This window comes from Olsenella sp. An285 (assembly GCF_002159625.1).
Taxonomy (GTDB): domain Bacteria; phylum Actinomycetota; class Coriobacteriia; order Coriobacteriales; family Atopobiaceae; genus Thermophilibacter; species Thermophilibacter avicola.
This window is the reverse complement of record NZ_NFIZ01000007.1, coordinates 24,509-41,352: the sequence shown is the minus strand read 5'-3', so window position 1 is coordinate 41,352 and position 16,844 is coordinate 24,509. Positions and strand designations below refer to the sequence as shown.

Annotated in this window: 16 protein-coding genes; all 16 read left to right on the top strand. The window is 69.6% G+C overall.

The window, feature by feature from the left end:
* The first annotated feature begins 6 nt into the window (after positions 1-6).
* The 16 genes from dapA to ftsY all read left to right on the top strand — a co-directional run bounded on the left by dapA (position 7) and on the right by ftsY (position 16,843).
* Positions 7-897: a 4-hydroxy-tetrahydrodipicolinate synthase gene (gene dapA, locus B5F79_RS06130; RefSeq protein WP_206391056.1), complete on the top strand. Its 891-nt coding sequence runs from the start codon at positions 7-9 to the stop codon at positions 895-897.
* A complete protein-coding gene (gene dapB / locus B5F79_RS06125; protein ID WP_087218886.1) occupies positions 890-1,609 on the top strand; it encodes a 4-hydroxy-tetrahydrodipicolinate reductase in 720 nt (239 codons plus the stop codon). Before dapA ends, dapB begins: the two co-directional genes overlap by 8 nt.
* A gap of 174 nt (positions 1,610-1,783) precedes the next feature.
* On the top strand, positions 1,784-2,485 hold the full coding sequence (gene dapD, locus B5F79_RS06120; protein WP_087218883.1) for a 2,3,4,5-tetrahydropyridine-2,6-dicarboxylate N-acetyltransferase: 702 nt from the start codon (positions 1,784-1,786) through the stop codon (positions 2,483-2,485).
* Between the two features lie 287 nt (positions 2,486-2,772).
* Positions 2,773-3,120, top strand: coding sequence for an Asp23/Gls24 family envelope stress response protein (locus tag B5F79_RS06115; RefSeq protein ID WP_087218880.1), 348 nt, complete (start codon positions 2,773-2,775; stop codon positions 3,118-3,120).
* A 30-nt stretch (positions 3,121-3,150) separates the two neighbouring features.
* A complete protein-coding gene (locus tag B5F79_RS06110) occupies positions 3,151-4,824 on the top strand; it encodes a DAK2 domain-containing protein (protein ID WP_087218877.1) in 1,674 nt (557 codons plus the stop codon).
* Between the two features lie 14 nt (positions 4,825-4,838).
* Positions 4,839-7,001 carry an ATP-dependent DNA helicase RecG gene (locus tag B5F79_RS06105; protein WP_087218874.1) on the top strand — a complete coding sequence of 721 codons (2,163 nt, stop codon included), beginning with the start codon at positions 4,839-4,841 and terminating at the stop codon, positions 6,999-7,001.
* Complete coding sequence (gene rsmD, locus B5F79_RS06100; protein WP_087218871.1) at positions 6,998-7,585, top strand: 16S rRNA (guanine(966)-N(2))-methyltransferase RsmD; 588 nt, start codon at positions 6,998-7,000, stop codon at positions 7,583-7,585. Before B5F79_RS06105 ends, rsmD begins: the two co-directional genes overlap by 4 nt.
* Positions 7,582-8,106: a pantetheine-phosphate adenylyltransferase gene (coaD, locus tag B5F79_RS06095; protein WP_087218868.1), complete on the top strand. Its 525-nt coding sequence runs from the start codon at positions 7,582-7,584 to the stop codon at positions 8,104-8,106. The genes rsmD and coaD overlap by 4 nt, the downstream gene beginning before the upstream one ends.
* Positions 8,107-8,388: 282 nt before the next feature.
* Positions 8,389-8,886, top strand: coding sequence for an ATPase (locus tag B5F79_RS06090; protein ID WP_087218865.1), 498 nt, complete (start codon positions 8,389-8,391; stop codon positions 8,884-8,886).
* Between the two features lie 2 nt (positions 8,887-8,888).
* Positions 8,889-9,485: a YceD family protein gene (locus B5F79_RS06085; protein ID WP_087218862.1), complete on the top strand. Its 597-nt coding sequence runs from the start codon at positions 8,889-8,891 to the stop codon at positions 9,483-9,485.
* A 124-nt stretch (positions 9,486-9,609) separates the two neighbouring features.
* On the top strand, positions 9,610-9,789 hold the full coding sequence (rpmF, locus tag B5F79_RS06080) for a 50S ribosomal protein L32 (protein ID WP_087218859.1): 180 nt from the start codon (positions 9,610-9,612) through the stop codon (positions 9,787-9,789).
* Between the two features lie 481 nt (positions 9,790-10,270).
* Positions 10,271-11,260, top strand: coding sequence for a phosphate acyltransferase PlsX (gene plsX, locus B5F79_RS06075; RefSeq protein WP_087218855.1), 990 nt, complete (start codon positions 10,271-10,273; stop codon positions 11,258-11,260).
* A 141-nt stretch (positions 11,261-11,401) separates the two neighbouring features.
* A complete protein-coding gene (locus B5F79_RS06070; RefSeq protein WP_087218852.1) occupies positions 11,402-11,641 on the top strand; it encodes a phosphopantetheine-binding protein in 240 nt (79 codons plus the stop codon).
* 13 nt (positions 11,642-11,654) lie between these two features.
* Positions 11,655-12,383, top strand: a complete 729-nt coding sequence (gene rnc / locus B5F79_RS06065; RefSeq protein WP_087218849.1) for a ribonuclease III — start codon at positions 11,655-11,657, stop codon at positions 12,381-12,383.
* A 20-nt stretch (positions 12,384-12,403) separates the two neighbouring features.
* Positions 12,404-15,940, top strand: coding sequence for a chromosome segregation protein SMC (gene smc, locus B5F79_RS06060; RefSeq protein WP_087218846.1), 3,537 nt, complete (start codon positions 12,404-12,406; stop codon positions 15,938-15,940).
* Positions 15,941-16,843: a signal recognition particle-docking protein FtsY gene (gene ftsY / locus B5F79_RS06055; protein WP_087218843.1), complete on the top strand. Its 903-nt coding sequence runs from the start codon at positions 15,941-15,943 to the stop codon at positions 16,841-16,843.
* Position 16,844: the final 1 nt, after the last annotated feature.

Genomic DNA, 16,844 nt, shown 5'->3' with positions numbered 1-16,844 from the left:
AACGCCATGGACATGACCAACCTCACCGGATCCATTGTCGCGCTCGTCACGCCGTTCAACGAGGACGGCTCCATCGACTTCGAGGGCCTCGAGCGTCTCGTCGACTTCCACCTGGAGAACGGCACGGACGGCATCCTCGTGCTCGGCACCACCGGCGAGTCCTCCACCATGACCGACGAGGAGGACCTTGCCGTCGCGCGCTGCGTCATCGAGCGCGTGGCCGGTCGCGTGCCCGTCATAGGCGGCGCGGGCTCCAACGCCACCTTCGAGTCCGAGCGCAAGGCCGCCGGCCTGGTCAAGCTCGGCATCGACGGCCTGCTGCTCATCACGCCCTACTACAACAAGTCAAACGAGGAGGGCATCTACCGCCACTTCACCGCGGTCCTGGACAAGGTGGACGTCCCCTGCATCCTCTACAACATCCCCGGCCGCACCGGCTGCTCCATCAGCGAGAAGAACCTCGCGCGCCTGGCCGCCCACCCCAACGCGTGGGGCCTCAAGGAGGCCTCCGGCTCCATCGAGTACGCGACCATGGCGGCCCAGTACCTCTCCGACGACTTCCGCATGTTCTCCGGCAACGATGACATCGTGGTGCCGCTCATGAGCCTTGGCGCCAAGGGCGTCATCTCCGTGTGGGCCGACGTCGCGCCGGCCACGGTGCACAAGATGTGCGCGGACTTCCTCTCCGGCGACATCGCGGCGGCCCGCGCGACGCAGCTCGAGAACCTCGAGCTCATCCACTCGCTCTTCTGTGAGGTCAACCCCATTCCGGTGAAGTGCGCCCTGGCCGAGATGGGCCTCATCGGCGAGTACTACCGCCAGCCGCTCTGGACCATCTCCGACGTCGGCCGCGCCCGCGTGGTCGCCGCCCTCAGGGGGGCTGGTCTCCTTGGCTAGCGCGATCGTCGTCGGCGGCTCCGGCCGCATGGGGCGCCTCGTGCGCGAGGAGCTCGTGGCGCGGGGCTTCGAGCTCGTTGGGTCCTACGACGTCGACAACATCGCCGACCTGGACGGGGGAGCGCCCGCGGCGGACGTCGTCGTGGACTTCTCCGCGCCGGCGTCCCTTTCGCACGTGGTGGCGTACGCGCAGCGCACGGGTGCGGCGGTCGTCTCCGGAACCACCGGTCTTTCCGCCGAGCAGCTCTCCCAGCTCCGGGCACTTGGCGAGAAGAACCGCGTGATCTGGGCCTCCAACTACTCCCTGGGCGTGGCGGTCCTGCGCCGCGCCACTGCGATGGCCGCCGAGGCCTTGGCGGACTGGGACGTCGAGATCGTGGAGACGCACCACAACCAGAAGGTCGATGCCCCTAGCGGCACGGCGAAGGCCCTTCTCGCCGCCGTGGATCCGTCGGGGGAGCGCCCGGTGGTGGACGGTCGCTCCGGCATCGTGGGCGCGCGCGTCCCCGGGGAGATCGGCATGCACGCGCTGCGCGGAGGTACCGTCGCCGGCACGCACGAGGTGCACTTCTTCGGCACGGACGAGGAGGTCTGCCTCACGCACCGCGCCGCGAGCCGCCAGATCTTCGTGGCGGGCGCCGTCCGCGCGGCCGAGCGCCTGCTCGAGCGCGACCCCGGCTTCTACGACTTCGACGCCCTGATGTTCGGGTAACCTAGCGAGAGCGATACCACCGCCTCTGGTACCCCGACCGCCGGAAACTGGGGGCGCGTGCGGGTCGACGGTTCTTCTCGCCCGCGAGTTCTTCGCGCGTTCTCAGCGCGAAGCTGTCCGAGCGGGGAGAAGAACCGTCGACCCGCCCCCCATGCAACGAAAGGAGCCACTCCCTTGAACGCCCAGGAGATCATCGACTTCATCGCCAACGCGCCCAAGAAGACGCCCGTCAAGCTCTACGTGCGCGAGCGCTGCGGCATGCGCCTGGACTGGGGGAGCGCCCACGTCTACGGCGGGCGCGAGGGCAAGATCGTCTTTGGCGAGTGGGCCGAGCTCTCCGCCATCATCCAGAGGAACGCCGAGTGCATCGAGTACCTCGACGTCGAGGCCGACCGCCGCAACTCCGCCGTGCCCCTGCTCGACGTGCGCGGCGTGAACGCCCGCATCGAGCCGGGCGCCATCATCCGCGACCGCGTGGAGATCGGCGACGGCGCGGTGATCATGATGGGCGCGATCATCAACATCGGTGCCGTCGTGGGACCGGGCACCATGATCGACATGGGCGCCGTCCTCGGCGGACGCGCCACCGTGGGCGCCAACTGCCACGTGGGCGCGGGCACCGTCCTCGCCGGCGTGGTGGAGCCCGCGAGCGCCGTGCCCGTGGTCGTGGAGGACAACGTGATGATCGGCGCCAACGCGGTGGTGCTCGAGGGCGTGCGCGTGGGCGAGGGGGCCGTCGTGGCCGCGGGTGCCGTCTGCGTGGAGGACGTGCCCGCCGGCGCCGTCGTGGCGGGGGTGCCCGCCCGCGTGATCAAGATGCGCGACGCCCAGACAGACTCCAAGACCGGCCTCGTGGAGGCGCTGCGCAGGCTGTAGCCGCAGCGCGCCGGTAGGGGCGTTCTTCTCGCCATCGCCGCCCGTCGAGTGCGCAATGTACAGAAATCCCGGAGTTCCCGAGACGTTCCCCCAGCTGGGCGTCAGGGAAGTCCGGGATTTCTGTACATTGGCTCGCGGAGGGTGGGAACGGGCGCGCCGAGAAGGGCGTGCCGTCGCGGGCGGGCACCGAGAAGTGCGCAGCGAGCCGCGAGGTCTCAACTGCGCCGGCGCTGCGCTATACTTGACGAAATGTGTGTGCGAAACTTCCGCCAGCGAGAGGAGACCACATGTCTGGTGTCGTTCCGGGAACGCTGAGGGTGTCCAACGACTGCATCGCCGACCTTGCCGGCTACGCCGCGCTCGAGTGCTACGGCGTCGTGGGCATGGCCGAGATTGACGAGCAGGCCGGCGTCGCCCGCCTGCTCCCGTCCTTCCGCCTGAGGAAGGGGATCGACGTGGCCGCCTCGGGCGGGCGCGTCTCGGTTGACCTCCACGTGATCGTCGAGCAGGGCGTCAACATGGCCTCTGTGGTCGGCAACCTCACGAGCTCCGTGAAGTTCCTGCTCAAGCAGATCGCCGAGCTGGAGAACGTTGACGTCAAGGTGCACATCGAGGGCCTCCGCAACGCCCGCTAGCACTCCGAGAAAGAACCGAGGTACTCGAAGATGATTTCGACCGTCATCCGCACCTGCTTCCCCGCCGCCGCCAAGGTCGTGGCCGACCGCGCGGAGGAGATCAACAAGCTCAACGTCTTCCCGGTGCCGGACGGAGACACGGGCACCAACATGTCGCTCACCCTCAACACCGTGGTGAAGGAGGTCGAGGCACTGCCCGCGGGCGCCTCGATCGACGACATCGCCAAGGCCATCACGCACGGCTCGCTCATGGGCGCGCGCGGCAACTCGGGCGTCATCACGTCTCAGATCCTGCGCGGCATCGCGGAGGGTCTCACGGACGCCAAGAACCAGGACAAGCCCACCCCGGGTGACATCGCCCACGCGTGGCGCCGCGGCGTGAAGGTCGCCTTCAAGGCGGTGCGCAAGCCCGTCGAGGGCACCATCCTCACCGTCCTGCGCGACGTCTCCGCCAAGGCGGACCAGCTCGAGAAGAGTCGCGACCTCACCTGCCGCGAGATGCTCGACGCCCTGGTGGTGGAGGCCTACGAGTCCGTGGCACGCACGCCCGAGCTGCTTCCCGTCCTCAAGGAGAACGGCGTCGTGGACTCGGGCGCCTTCGGCTTCGCCGTCTTCCTCGAGGCCTTCGTCAACGCCGCCACCGGCAAGGCCGGCGAGCTCACCGACTTCAAGACCACCGTCGACGCGAAGGCCGACGTCTCCGCCAAGGTCCAGATCGAGCTCAACGACGACTGGGAGGGCTCCGAGTTCCGCTACTGCAACGAGTTCCTCTTCAAGGCCGAGAAGCCCTTCGACGTCGACGAGTCCCTCGCGCACCTGGCCACCCTGGGCGACTGCGAGCTCATCGTGGGCGCCTACCCCGACTTCAAGGTGCACGTGCACTCCAACGAGCCCAACCGCGTGCTCGAGTACATGCTCCAGTTTGGCCAGGTCTACGAGGTCTTCATCCACAACATGGACATGGAGTCCCACGACCGCACGGCCAAGATCGCGGCCGACCAGGCCGAGGCCGCGGGCCAGGCCGAGGGGCTGCCGCACAAGGCCCTGGGCTTCGTGGCCGTGGCCGCAGGCTCCGGCGAGGAGGAGATCCTGCGCTCCCTGGGCGTCGACGTGGTGGTCTCCGGCGGCCAGACGATGAACCCGTCCACCGCCGACATCCTCAGCGCCATCGAGCAGGTCAACGCCGACAGCGTGATCGTGCTCCCGGGCAACGGCAACATCCGCATGGCCGCCGAGGCCGCCGCGAGCGCATGCGAGGGCGCCAAGGTGGCCGTGGTGCCCACCAAGACCGTGCTCCAGGGCTTCTCCGCCATGTTCGTCGTGGACCCCGAGGGCACCCTCGAGGACAACGTCGAGGCCATGACCGAGGCCATCCAGGACGTTCGCGGCGGCGAGGTCACCACCGCCGTGCGCGACTCCCAGGCGGCGGACGGCAGCCCCATTCACGCCGGCGACGTCATGGGCATCCAGGACGACTCCATCGACGTCGTGGGCTCCTCCGTGGAGCAGGTCACCCTCGACCTCATTGCCAAGATGCAGGACGAGGAGGAGGGCGACTCCCTCACCATCCTCGCCGGCCAGGACATGGACGACGAGGCCTTCGAGAGGCTCGTCGCCGCCATCGAGGAGGCGCAGCCCGACCTCGAGGTCGACCCGCACCGCGGCGAGCAGCCCCTCTACCCCGTGATCTTCTCCATCGAGTAGGGCTCCGGGGGCTCTTGGGGGCGCGTCTTTCCATAGCAACGGCAGCGGAGAGGGTGCAGAGAACCTGCGCCCTCTCTGACTCTGTCTCGAGGCTGCGCTACGTCTCCGGCGCGCGTCTCGAGGCGCTCGAGCGGCTGGGGCTCCATCGCGTTCGCGACCTGCTGCTCCACATACCTCACCGTTACCTCGACTTCACGCACGTGACCAAGATCGGGCTTGCGGACGTGGGCCAGGACGCCACCGTGGTGGGCACCGTCGACCGCGTGAGGCTCAAGCGCCCGCGCCCCCGCATGCAGATCGTCGAGGTCTCCGTCATGGACGAGACGGGCGTGCTCGTGGCAACGTTCTTCCGGCAGCCCTGGATCGCCGAGCAGCTCAAGCCCGGCGACGTGGTGGCGCTCTCCGGCAAGGTGACCTTTGCCTACGGCTTCAGGCAGATGAAGGCCCCCTTCCACGAGGTCGTGGGCTCCTCGGCGGACGCCGGCGGCTACGCGCGCGTGCTCCCCGTGCACCCGGTGGGGGAGGGCGTCACCGCCTCCTGGATGCGGCGGATCGTGTCATCCGCGCTGCGTGACGTGGGTGACGTCTGCGACTGGCTCCCGGCCGCGCTCTGCGCCCGCCACGGGCTCGTGACGCTCGGGCGCGCCCTGCGTGACGTCCACTTCCCGCCGTCGCTTCCCGCCGCGGAGGTCGCGCGCCGGCGGCTTGCCTACGACGAGCTCCTGAGCCTCCAGCTTGCGCTTCTCACCAGAAGGAGCGTGGAGCTCGCGCACGCCACCCCCGTGGAGCACGTCACGGACGGCCCCCACGTGCGGGCCCTTCTCGACGCGCTGCCCTTCTCGCTCACGGACGAGCAGCGCGCCGCCGCGGACGACATCCTGGCCGACATGGCCGCCCCCCGCGTGATGAACCGCCTGCTCCTGGGAGACGTGGGCACGGGCAAGACCGCCGTTGCCGCCGTGGCCCTGGCCGCCGTTGCTGACACGGGGACGCAGGCCGCCGTCATGGCCCCCACCTCGGTCCTCGCCCGCCAGTACGCGGAGAAGCTCGGGCCCGTCCTTGATGCGGCGGGGGTGAGCTGGGCCCTCGTCACCGGCTCCACGCCGGCTGACGAGCGCGTGCGGGCGGAGGCCCGCGCCGCCGCCGGCGAGCTCAGCGTGGTCTTTGGCACCACGGCCCTTCTCTCGGAGGGCCTGGAGTTCCGGGCGCTCTCCCTCGTGGTCATAGACGAGCAGCACCGCTTTGGCGTGGACCAGCGCGCCGCCCTCCGGCGCAAGGGCCCCGGCGCGGACCTCCTTGCCATGACGGCCACGCCCATCCCGCGCACGCTCGCGCTCTCGCTCTACGGGGACGTCGACCTCTCGCGGATACGCCGCCGGCCCCGCGCCGGAGCCGGCATCACCACCAAGGTGGTGCCGCCGGAGAGCCTCGACCTCGCGTGGGGCGCGGTGCGCGACGCGGTGGCAGCGGGCCACCAGGCATACGTCATCTGCCCTCTGGTCGACGAGAAGGACGACGGCTCGACGCTCGACGACGTCCCCGAGGCCCTGCGCGCGGCGCCCGCGCGCCCGCGCTCGGCGGCGGCAACGCTCGAGGAGCTTCGCTCGCAGGTGCTTCCCGGCCTTGCCTGCGACATCCTCACGGGGCGCATGGCCCCGGCCGAGAAGGACCTCGCGATGGAGCGCTTCCGCGAGGGGAGGACGCAGGTGCTCGTGGCCACCACGGTGGTGGAGGTGGGCGTGGACGTCCCCAACGCCACGGTGATGGTCGTGCTCGATGCGGACCGCTTTGGCCTCGCCACCCTGCACCAGCTCCGTGGCCGCGTCGGCCGCGGGGACGTGGCGGGCACGGTGTACCTGAGCTGCGCCGCCGGGCGTGACAGCCGTGCGCGACAGCGCCTGGCAGCGCTCGAGGCCACCTCCGACGGCTCCGAGCTCGCCGAGCTCGACCTGCGGCTGCGGCACGAGGGCGAGGTTCTGGGGTATCGTCAGAGCGGCGGCGTCACGCTGAGGATCTCGGACCTCGAGGCGGACGCCGACCTCGTGGCGGCCGCGCACGAGGACGCGCGCGAGATCGCCGCGGGGGACCCGCGCCTCTGCGCGCCGGAGCACCGCGCGATGGCGCTCGAGGCCAGGGAGCGCTTCGGCGCATACTTCGAGGAGCTGGAGGGAGCATGAGGATAGTCGGCGGCAGGTGGCGCGGGCGCGCGATAGAGGCGCCCTCGGGCCGTGGGACCACGCGTCCCACCACGGACAGGGCGAGGGAGTCCATAGCCTCGATGATCCTCTCCGCGGCGGGCCTCGACCTCACGGGACTCTCCGTGCTGGACGCCTTCGCGGGCTCGGGCGCCATGGGCCTCGAGCTCCTCTCGCGCGGTGCCGCGCGCGCCACCTTTGTGGAGAAGGACCGGCGCGTGGCGGGCATCGTCCGCCGCACGGCGGCCGGCTTGGGCGCCACCGCTGACGAGGCGCGCGTGCTCGCGGGCGACGTCTTCGCCCTCGCGGAGCGCGGGCTTGCCGGGGCGCCCTTCGACGTGGTATTCCTTGACCCGCCCTATGCGGTGGGGGCCGACCGCGTGGGAGGGCTCGTGGAGGCCCTGGCCTCGAGCGCGCAGCTCGCGCCCGGCGCCATCGTGGTCTACGAGCACGCCTCCGCGGAGCCCGGGATCTCCTGCGAGGGCCTCGAGCTCAGAAAGTCCAAGACGCACGGAATCACGACCGTCGACCTTCTCGTGGCGCGGTCTGGAGGGAGCGAGTCATGAGCGGCACCAACGGTGACACCATCACGCACGTCGTCGTCCCGGGCACCTTCGACCCGGTTACCTTTGGACACCTCGACGTCATCCGCAGGGCCAGGCGCCTCTTCCCGCGCGTCACCGTCGCCGTGGCGGCGTCGGTCAACAAGCGCGGTCGAGGCACCGCCTTCACGCTGGACGAGCGCGTGGAGATGATCCGCGAGGCCATTTCGCTCGAGGGGCTGCCAAGCGACATTGAGGTGCTTCCCTTCAGCGGGCTTCTCGTCACCTTCTGCCACGAGCTGGGCGCGGGCGGCGTGGTCAAGGGCCTGCGTGCGATGACCGACTTCGAGTACGAGCTCCAGCAGGCCGACCTCAACAGCCACATGGCGCCAGACCTCGAGTCCGTCTTCGTCATGTCGAACCCCAAGTACGGCTACGTCTCTTCCTCCATCGTGCGCGAGATAGCCGCCATGGGGTCCGACGTGAGCATCCTCGTGCCCGCCAACGTGGACGCCCGCCTGCGCGCCCACTTCGCCGCCTCCTGACAAAGGGTGACAAAGGGGACAGGGTGGTTTGTCAGCATTGACAGATTGCTCAGGTCAAACTGTCAACCCCACAAGGTGGCTTGACAGTTTGACCTGAGCAATCTGTCACGAAGCCCGCCGTCTGCAGACGAACGCCCCTGGCGCCTTTTTCAGGAAACTCTGCGCGACGTGGTTCAACTCATGGCACACGTTTCGTGTTATCACCGCTAATCTGCTATGATGCTCGATACAGATGCTTCGAGACGCCACCGTGCGTCGATGAATCACGCGAAAGGACCACAGATGCAGCCAGGTGAGGAAATCGAGAGCTTGGTGGACGAGCTCGAGCAGATCGTGAACGAGGCCAAGTCCCCCCTCATGGACAACGGCCAGAAGAAGATCGTGGACTCCCAGGACGTCTACGAGATTCTGGACGAGATTCGCCGCGTCTTCCCGCAGGAGTTCTCGGACGCGCGCCGCATCCTCAAGGAGGAGCAGGAGACCCTCTCCCGCGCGCAGCAGCAGGCCGACTCCATCATTGCCGACGCACAGCAGCAGGCCATGATTCTCGCCGGCGACCAGGAGATCGTCCGCCTGGCCCAGCAGCAGGCCGAGGGCATCCGCGATCAGGCCGCCCAGTACGAGCGCGACACTCGCTACAACGCCGAGGAGTACGCGGACACCGTCCTCGCGCACCTCGAGGAGAACCTCAAGTCCCTCACGAGCTCCGTCACTCGCGTCCGTCAGACGCTCGACGAGAACTCCGGCCCGCGCAACACCACCAACAACGTGCCCTGGTAGCCATGCGGCCCCTCATCATCTCCCTTGACGATCGTCTCGCCAGCGCGGGCGACACCTGGCAGTGTGCCGGTCACCTGGACGAGGCGGGCTATGTGCTCGGCGACCACGAGTTCGCGCTCCCCGAGGGCGCGGACTACGACCTCGTGCTCACCAACACGGGCGAGGGCGTGCTCGCCACGGGCATGCTGAGCGCCCACGTGACGGGAACCTGCGATCGCTGCCTGGAGGAGGCCTCCTTCGACATCGACGCGGAGGTTGACGGCTACTATCTCTTTGAGGAGCCCGAGCAGCTCTCCGAGGACGAGGACGAGGCTGACTTCGAGCTCGTCTCGCCGGACCGTACGATCGACCTCTCCGGCGCCCTGCTCTCCTCCCTCGTGATGGAGACGCCCTTCGTCGTGCTCTGCAGGGAGGACTGCGCCGGCCTCTGCCCGGTCTGCGGCGCCAACCTCAACGAGGTTGACTGCGGGCACATGGCCCAGCTCGACGCCGAGCGCGAGCAGGAGCGCCTCTCGGCGTCGCCCTTCGCCGCCCTCGCAGGGCTCGACCTCACGGGCTCCGACGAGGCCCCCGCGGCAGGCGCCGCCCCCGAGGAGTGAAGAATTGCTGATGGGACGTTCCCCGAACGGGGGAGTCGTGCTATAGTGTCTCCTCGCATGACTGGAGACAGCCTGCCTCCGTGGCGAGCGGAGGGGCAGAGTTTTGTGAACAGGAGAGTCTGACATGGCAGTACCCAAGCAAAAGAAGGGCCGCGGCGCCACCCACACCCGTCGTTCGGCTAACAGCAAGCTCGAGGCCGCGGCTCGTTCCGTGTGCCCGCAGTGCGGCGCCCCCAAGCTCCCGCACCACGTGTGCCCCAACTGCGGCTACTACAAGGACCGCGAGGTCGTCGTCACCGAGTAGCCCGTTCTCCGGGACAGATCGTCTTGCCAGGCCGGCCCCTCGCGGGTCGGCCTTTTGCGTTCGCGGCCTTGAGGTCCTTCTCGCTCTCCCGCGTCTCTTTCCAGGCGCCGAGACCTCGCCCGCACTTCTCGACCGCACTTCTCGCCCACACCTATGAGTGCGGTCCGGCCCGCACTCGCTGCCAGCATTTGATGGCATCCGCCGAGAAGTGCCTCGCACTCGAGGTGCCTGAGCACTCGTATTGCCCGCACTCCTTTCCGGCACTCATGAGTGCGGGACAGGGGTGTCTGCAGACTCTCTGCGCCTGGCGTGAGGTGCGTCGCGTCCCGCATGGCGCGTCGTTTCGCACGACGAGGGTGCGGCGGGCGAAGCGCGCCTCGCACGACACGTCTCCGCACTCGGCGAGAAGAACGTCCGGTCGCTGGTTGCGTCATAATGAATGGGTTCGAAAGAGGGCGCAGCATGAGCCGAAGGGGGAGTCATGACAACCATCTGCGTTGACGTCATGGGGGCGGACAAGGAGCCCGCCGTCCTGCTCGAGGGCGTGGCATCCGCGCTCGAGTCCGATGCCGATCTCAAGGTGCTCGTCGCCGGCGCCGCCGACGCGGTGGAGCCGTTCTGCGCCTCCCACGACCGCGCCCGCGCGCTCGTGACCACCGAGGTCATCACCATGTCCGAGCACCCCGCGCAGGCCGTGCGCAAGAAGAAGGACGCGAGCATCGTGCGCGCCGCGGCGGCCGTCCACGCGGGGGAGGCCGACGGCCTCTTCTCGGCCGGGTCGACCGGTGCCGTCCTCACCGCCGCCACCTTTGGCGTTGGGCGCCTCAAGGGCATCAAGCGCCCCGCGCTCTCGCTGCCGTTCCCCGGCGTCTCCGGCAGGCCCACGGTCTTTCTGGACATGGGCGCCAACGCCGACGTCAAGCCCGAGGTGATGGTGCAGTTCGCCCACATGGGGCGCGCCTACTCCCGTGCGGTGCTGGGCGTGGCCGAGCCGCGCGTGGGCCTGCTCTGCAACGGCTCGGAGGAGACCAAGGGCTCCGAGATGGCGCTCGCCTATCACGCCGCTCTCGCGGCGGGCGACTGCGGCTTCGCGGGCAACGCCGAGGGCACGGACCTTCTTGCCGGCACCTTCGACGTCATCGTGGCGGATGGCTTCACCGGCAACGTGGCCCTCAAGTCCATCGAGGGCACGGGCAAGTTCGTCATCTCGCGCCTCAAGGCCGCGATGGGGGAGTCCGCCAAGAACAAGATAGGCATGGCGCTCCTCGCGGGCTCGCTCAAGGGCCTTGCCGCGGAGCTCTCCGGAGACCAGTACGGTGGCGCCGTCCTTCTTGGCCTGCGCGCGCCGGTGGTGAAGGGCCACGGCGCCACGAGCGCCAGGGCGGTGTGCCAGGGCACGCTCGCGGCCGCCGCCGCGGTGAGGGCCAACCTGACGCAGAAGATCGCCGACGCCTGCGAGGCTTCCCGCTGACCCAGCCGCCGTTGCACAAAACGGGACGTGCCCGTTTTGTGCAAGGATCTGCACGTTTCGGGCACGTCCCCTTTTGTGCAAGTAACGGGTAGAATCACATGAGAAACAACCGGGGCCACGCCCCGAGGCAAGGAGGTACACATGGATCGCGACGCAATTCTCGCCAAGGTCATCGAGGTCGTCGACGACACGCTCTCCCTGGGCGAGGACGTCACCCTGAGCGAGGACACCAACCTCAAGGAGCTCGGTGCGGACTCCTTCGACCTTCTCGAGCTCGTCACCGCGCTCGAGGACGAGTTCGGCATCCAGATGGCCGACGAGTCCGTGGGCCAGATCGTGACCATCGGCCAGGTCGTCGACGGCATCGCCGCGGCACAGTAGCGAGGCGCCCCTCTTGAAGATGCACCAGCGGGTGGTCCAGGCCGAGCAGGTCTGCGGCCACCACTTCTCCAACGAGGACCTCGTCATATCGGCCCTCACGCACCCCTCGGCCGCCGAGGGGAAGTCTCACGCCGCCTCCTACGAGCGGCTCGAGTTCCTGGGCGACTCCGTCCTGGGAGCCATCGTCGCGCGCGACCTCTTCCTCCGCTTTCCGGAGATGGACGAGGGCTCGCTCACGCAGGCCAAGATCAGCCTCGTCTCGGGCAAGATGCTCTCCACGGTGGCCGAGCGCCTGGGCCTCGCCCCGCTCATCCTCATGGGCGAGTCCGAGAAGGGCACCGGCGCCCGCGGCATGCACTCCGCGCTCGAGAACGTCTATGAGGCCCTCGTGGGCGCCCTCTATCTGGACGCCGGGTACGACGTCGCTCACGAGTTCGTCATGAGGACGCTCGGCCCCGAGGTCTCCCCGGCGCTCGCCGAGAAGCCCATCAGCCCCAAGTCCCGCCTGCAGGAGATCACGCAGCGCGAGTGGCACCGAGGCCCCGAGTACAAGCTCGTGGCCGAGGAGGGCCCCGCGCACGACCCCACCTTCACCTCGGTGGTGATGGTCGACGGGCGGCGCATCGGGCGCGGCTCGGGCTCCTCCAAGAAGTCCTCGGAGAGCTCCGCCGCCGTGGATGCCCTCGTGCGGCTTGGCTACGCGACGGAGGGTGACTTCTCCGGCGCCGGCATCACCAACTAGCTCGAAAGGCATCCCACCCCGTGTATCTGAAGTCGCTCACGCTCAAGGGATTCAAGTCCTTCGCGGACAAGACCCAGATGGTCTTCGACCCGGGTCTCACCGTCGTCGTTGGCCCCAACGGCTCGGGCAAGTCCAACGTCTCCGACTCCATCCTCTGGGTCCTGGGCGAGCAGAGCGCCAAGCAGCTGCGCGGCCAGGCCATGGAGGACGTGATCTTCTCGGGCTCCTCCGCGCGCGGAGCGGTGAGCGTGGCCGAGGTCACCCTCGTGCTCGACAACTCGGACCACACGCTGCCGATTGACTTCTCCGAGGTGGGCATCACCAGGCGCATGTACCGCTCCGGCGAGTCCGAGTACCTCATCAACGGCGCGCCGTCGCGCCTCATGGACGTCCAGGACATCCTGCACGACTCCGGCCTGGGCAAGGACACCCACTCGATCATCTCCCAGGGCAAGCTCGACTCCATCCTCTCGAGCCGCCCCGAGGAGCGCCGGGCCCTCATCGAGGAGGCGGCGGACATCTCCAAGCACCGCCGCCGCAAGGAGCGCAGCCAGAGGAAGCTCGCCTCCATGGACGAGAACCTCACGCGCGCCAAGCTCCTCTCGCGCGAGATCGCGCGCCAGCTCCGCCCGCTCGAGCGCCAGGTGGACAAGGCCAAGCGCAGCCACGAGCTCACCGACGAGCTCAAGGGGCTCACCATCCAGCTCGCGGTGGACGACCTGCGCCAGCTGCAGGGCGCCTACGAGCGCCTCTCCGCGCGGGGGCGCGAGGCGGACGCCGCGATCGAGCTCGCGCAGTACCGCCACGACGAGAAGTCCGCGGAGCTCGAGAAGCTCCAGCTGCTCCTCGAGCAGAAGGGCCTCTTCGTCGGCGACCTCGGCGAGCAGCGCCGCCGCATGCAGGACGTCCTGGGCAGGATGGACGCCGACATGCGCCTTCTCGAGGAGAAGGGCAAGAACATGGTGGCGCGCCTCTCGGACATGCGCATGCAGCTCTCCACCATGAAAAAGCAGCGCGCCGACGCCGTGGCAGAGCACGAGCGCGTGGAGTCTGACCTCTCCGACCTGCGGGTCCGCGAGGAGGACCTCAGGGCGAGCGTCTCCGAGCTCTCTGCGGCCTCCCACGCCGCCGTGGAGCGCCGGCGCCAGCTCGACGCAGAGATGAGCCGGATAACCTCCGAGGAGCGCGCGGCGCGCTCCGAGGCCGACCGCGAGACGCTCGCCTACGCCAAGCTCGAGGAGCAGATCTCGAGCGCCGAGGTGGAGGACCAGATGTTCGTCTCGCGCCTCGAGCAGCTCGACGAGGGCGTGCGCACCGCCGAGGAGGCCCTCGCCGAGCGCGAGCGTGCCGCCGAGAGGCTCGAGTCCGAGCTTGCCGGGGCCCGGTCGCGCGCGGCCGAGCTCGAGGGGCGCATAGCGTCGGCCTCCGCCGAGCTCGAGCGTGCGCGCGCGGCGGAGCGTGACGCCCGCTCCGAGCTCTCCTCCGCCGAGGCCACGCTCTCCGCTCTGCGCTCGGTGGACGCAGACGTCGAGAAGTCGAGCCCGCTCGTGGCCGCCCTCGCGGACGCCGCCGGGGATGAGGTGCAGTGCCGCCTGGCGGACCTCATAGACGCCGAGAAGGACGTGGAGTCGCTCGTCGAGCGCCTTCTGGGGGACGACCTCGCCGCCCTCGTGGTCGCGGACGCCGACTCCGCGTCGGCGCTCGCGGAGCGCGCCGCGGGCATGGGCGAGGCCGAGGGCAGGGCCACCATCCTGTCGCGTGCCGCCGTCCGCGCCACCGCTGCCGAGGGCGCCCCGGGCGTCCCGCTGGTCGAGCGCCTGCGCGTGGAGGACGGGTCGCGCTCCCTCCTCGAGGCGCTTCTCGGTAGCGTGCGCCTCGTTGGGAGCGCCGCGGAGGCCGTCGCCGCGCAGCGGAGCTTCCCCGGGCCCACGTACGTCTCGCCGGAGGGCGTCGTGGCGCTGCCGGACGGGCGCGTGCGCGTTGGAAGCGCGCCCTCGAGCGAGGCCGGCGCCCTCGAGCGCAAGAGGCGGATCCGCGAGCTCGCCGCCCGCGTGCCCGCCCTCGCGGAGGCGCTCGAGACGGCCTCCGCCGAGGCCTCCGACGCCGAGATCGCGCTCGCCGAGGCCCGCGACGGGAGCGCGTCCGCAAAGGGCGAGGTCGCGCGTCTCACCGCCGAGCTCTCCTCTGCCACCTCCGAACGCGGCAGGCTCGAGGCCCAGCTCTCGTCCGCCGCCTCCGAGCGCGCCCAGGTGACCAAGCGCCGCGAGGCCTCTCGCCAGCGCGCCGTCGAGGCGCGCGAGAGGATCGAGGGGCACCGCGCCGCCGCCCGCGCCGCACGCGAGCGCGCCGACGAGCTCGCCGCCTCCCTCTCCGAGCGCTCCGAGGAGCACGAGGAGGCCATCCGCGAGCAGGGGAGGGCGAGCCGCGCCCTCTCTGACGCCCGCCTGGAGCTCGCCATGGCAACGGAGCGCAGGGGCAGCCTCGCCACGCGCGAGCGCGAGCTCGCCAGGCGCGTCTCCGACCTCTCGGGGCGCATCTCCGCCACCGAGGGCGGGTCGCGCGCCCTCGAGGTGGTGCGCCTTCGCGTCGACCCGCTGCACGAGCGCTACGAGGCCCTGCGCGCCCGCGCCGTCGAGTGGGCCGCGCGCCTCAAGGACCGTGCCTCGCTCGCAGAGGCGGACTCGGACTCCCTCAAGCGCACCATCGGCGACGCCAAGGCAGCCGTTGCCGAGGCAGCCTCCGAGCTCGAGCGCGCCCGGGCGACCGCGGCCGACGTCAAGGTTGACCTCGGGAAGCTCGAGGTCCAGGTGGAGACCGCGATCAACGCCATCACCGCCACCGGCGCCATCCTGGACGACGCCCTGGCCATTCCCTCGCCCGAGGACCGCGACGCCGCCGAGCGGCGCGTGGCCGAGCTCAGGCGCCAGATCGACTCCATCGGCCCCGTGAACGAGGTCGCCATGGACGAGTACCTGCGCCTCAAGCAGCGGGCGGACTACATCAACGAGCAGGTGGAGGACCTCGAGAGCGCCTCGAAGTCCCTGAAGAAGATCACGGCTGCCATCGAGCGCAAGATGCGCAACCGCTTCCTCGTGGTCTTCGAGCAGGTCAACGAGAACTTCTCGCAGATCTTCTCGCTGCTCTTCCCCGGCGGCCAGGCGCACATCGAGATGACCGACCCGGAGAACCCCTCCGAGACGGGCATCGAGATCGTCGCGCAGCCGCGCGGCAAGCGGCTCTCCAAGATGATGCTCATGAGCGGCGGCGAGAAGTCCCTCACGGCCCTCGCCCTGCTCTTTGCGGTATACAAGGTGAGGACCGTCCCGTTCTACGTCTTCGACGAGGTCGAGGCGGCGCTCGACGACTCCAACCTCTCAAAGCTGCTCGACGCCATCGAGCAGCTCAAGGAGTCGACGCAGCTCATCGTCATCTCCCACCAGAGAAGGACGATGGAGCAGGCAGACGTTCTCTACGGCGTGTCCATGCAGGCCGACGGCGTGAGCCGCGTGGTCTCGCAGCGACTCGACCGCACGACAGGAAAGGTGGTTGATGCCTAGATGGGCTTTCTCGACAACCTGAAGAAGGGCCTCCAGCGCTCACGCGAGGCCATCAACGAGATCTTCTACATGGGCGGCGAGGTCGACGAGGACTTCTGGGAGGACCTCGAGGACACCCTCGTCATGGGCGACATGGGCGCCGAGGTTGCCATGCGCGTGACGGACGACCTGCGCGAGCAGGCCGCGCGCGAGAACCTCACCCGCGCCGAGCAGCTGCGCGACGCGCTCGCTCGCCGCCTGGCGGCCGAGTTCCCCGATGCCGGGCGCGACCCCTTCGAGGACGTGCCCTCCTGCGTGCTCTTCGTGGGCATCAACGGCGCCGGCAAGACCACCACGGTGGGCAAGCTCGCCGGCCGCGCCCGCGAGGCCGGGCTCTCCTGCCTCATCGGCGGGGCGGACACCTTCCGTGCCGCCGCCATCGAGCAGCTCGAGGTCTGGGGGCAGCGCGCCGGCGTCGAGGTGGTCACGCGCGAGCGCGGTGCGGACCCGGCGAGCGTGTGCTACGACGTTGTTGAGGAGGCCGAGCGCCGCGGCTCCGACCTCGTGCTCATTGACACCGCGGGGCGCCTGCACACCTCCTCCGACCTCATGCGCGAGCTCGCCAAGGTGGTCAACGTCACCCGCAAGCGCTGCCAGGGCATGCCCGTCAGCGTGGTCCTGGTGATTGACGCCACCACCGGCCAGAACGGCCTCAACCAGGCCAAGGAGTTCAACGACGCCCTCGAGCTCGACGGCCTCATCGTCACCAAGCTCGACGGCACCGCCAAGGGCGGCATCGCCCTTGCCATATCCAGCCAGCTGGGCCTCCCCATCTACCGCATCGGCGTTGGCGAGACCCTCGACGACCTCCAGACCTTTGACGCGCTCGACTTCTGCCGCGCGCTCGTGGGCGAAGGGATGTAAC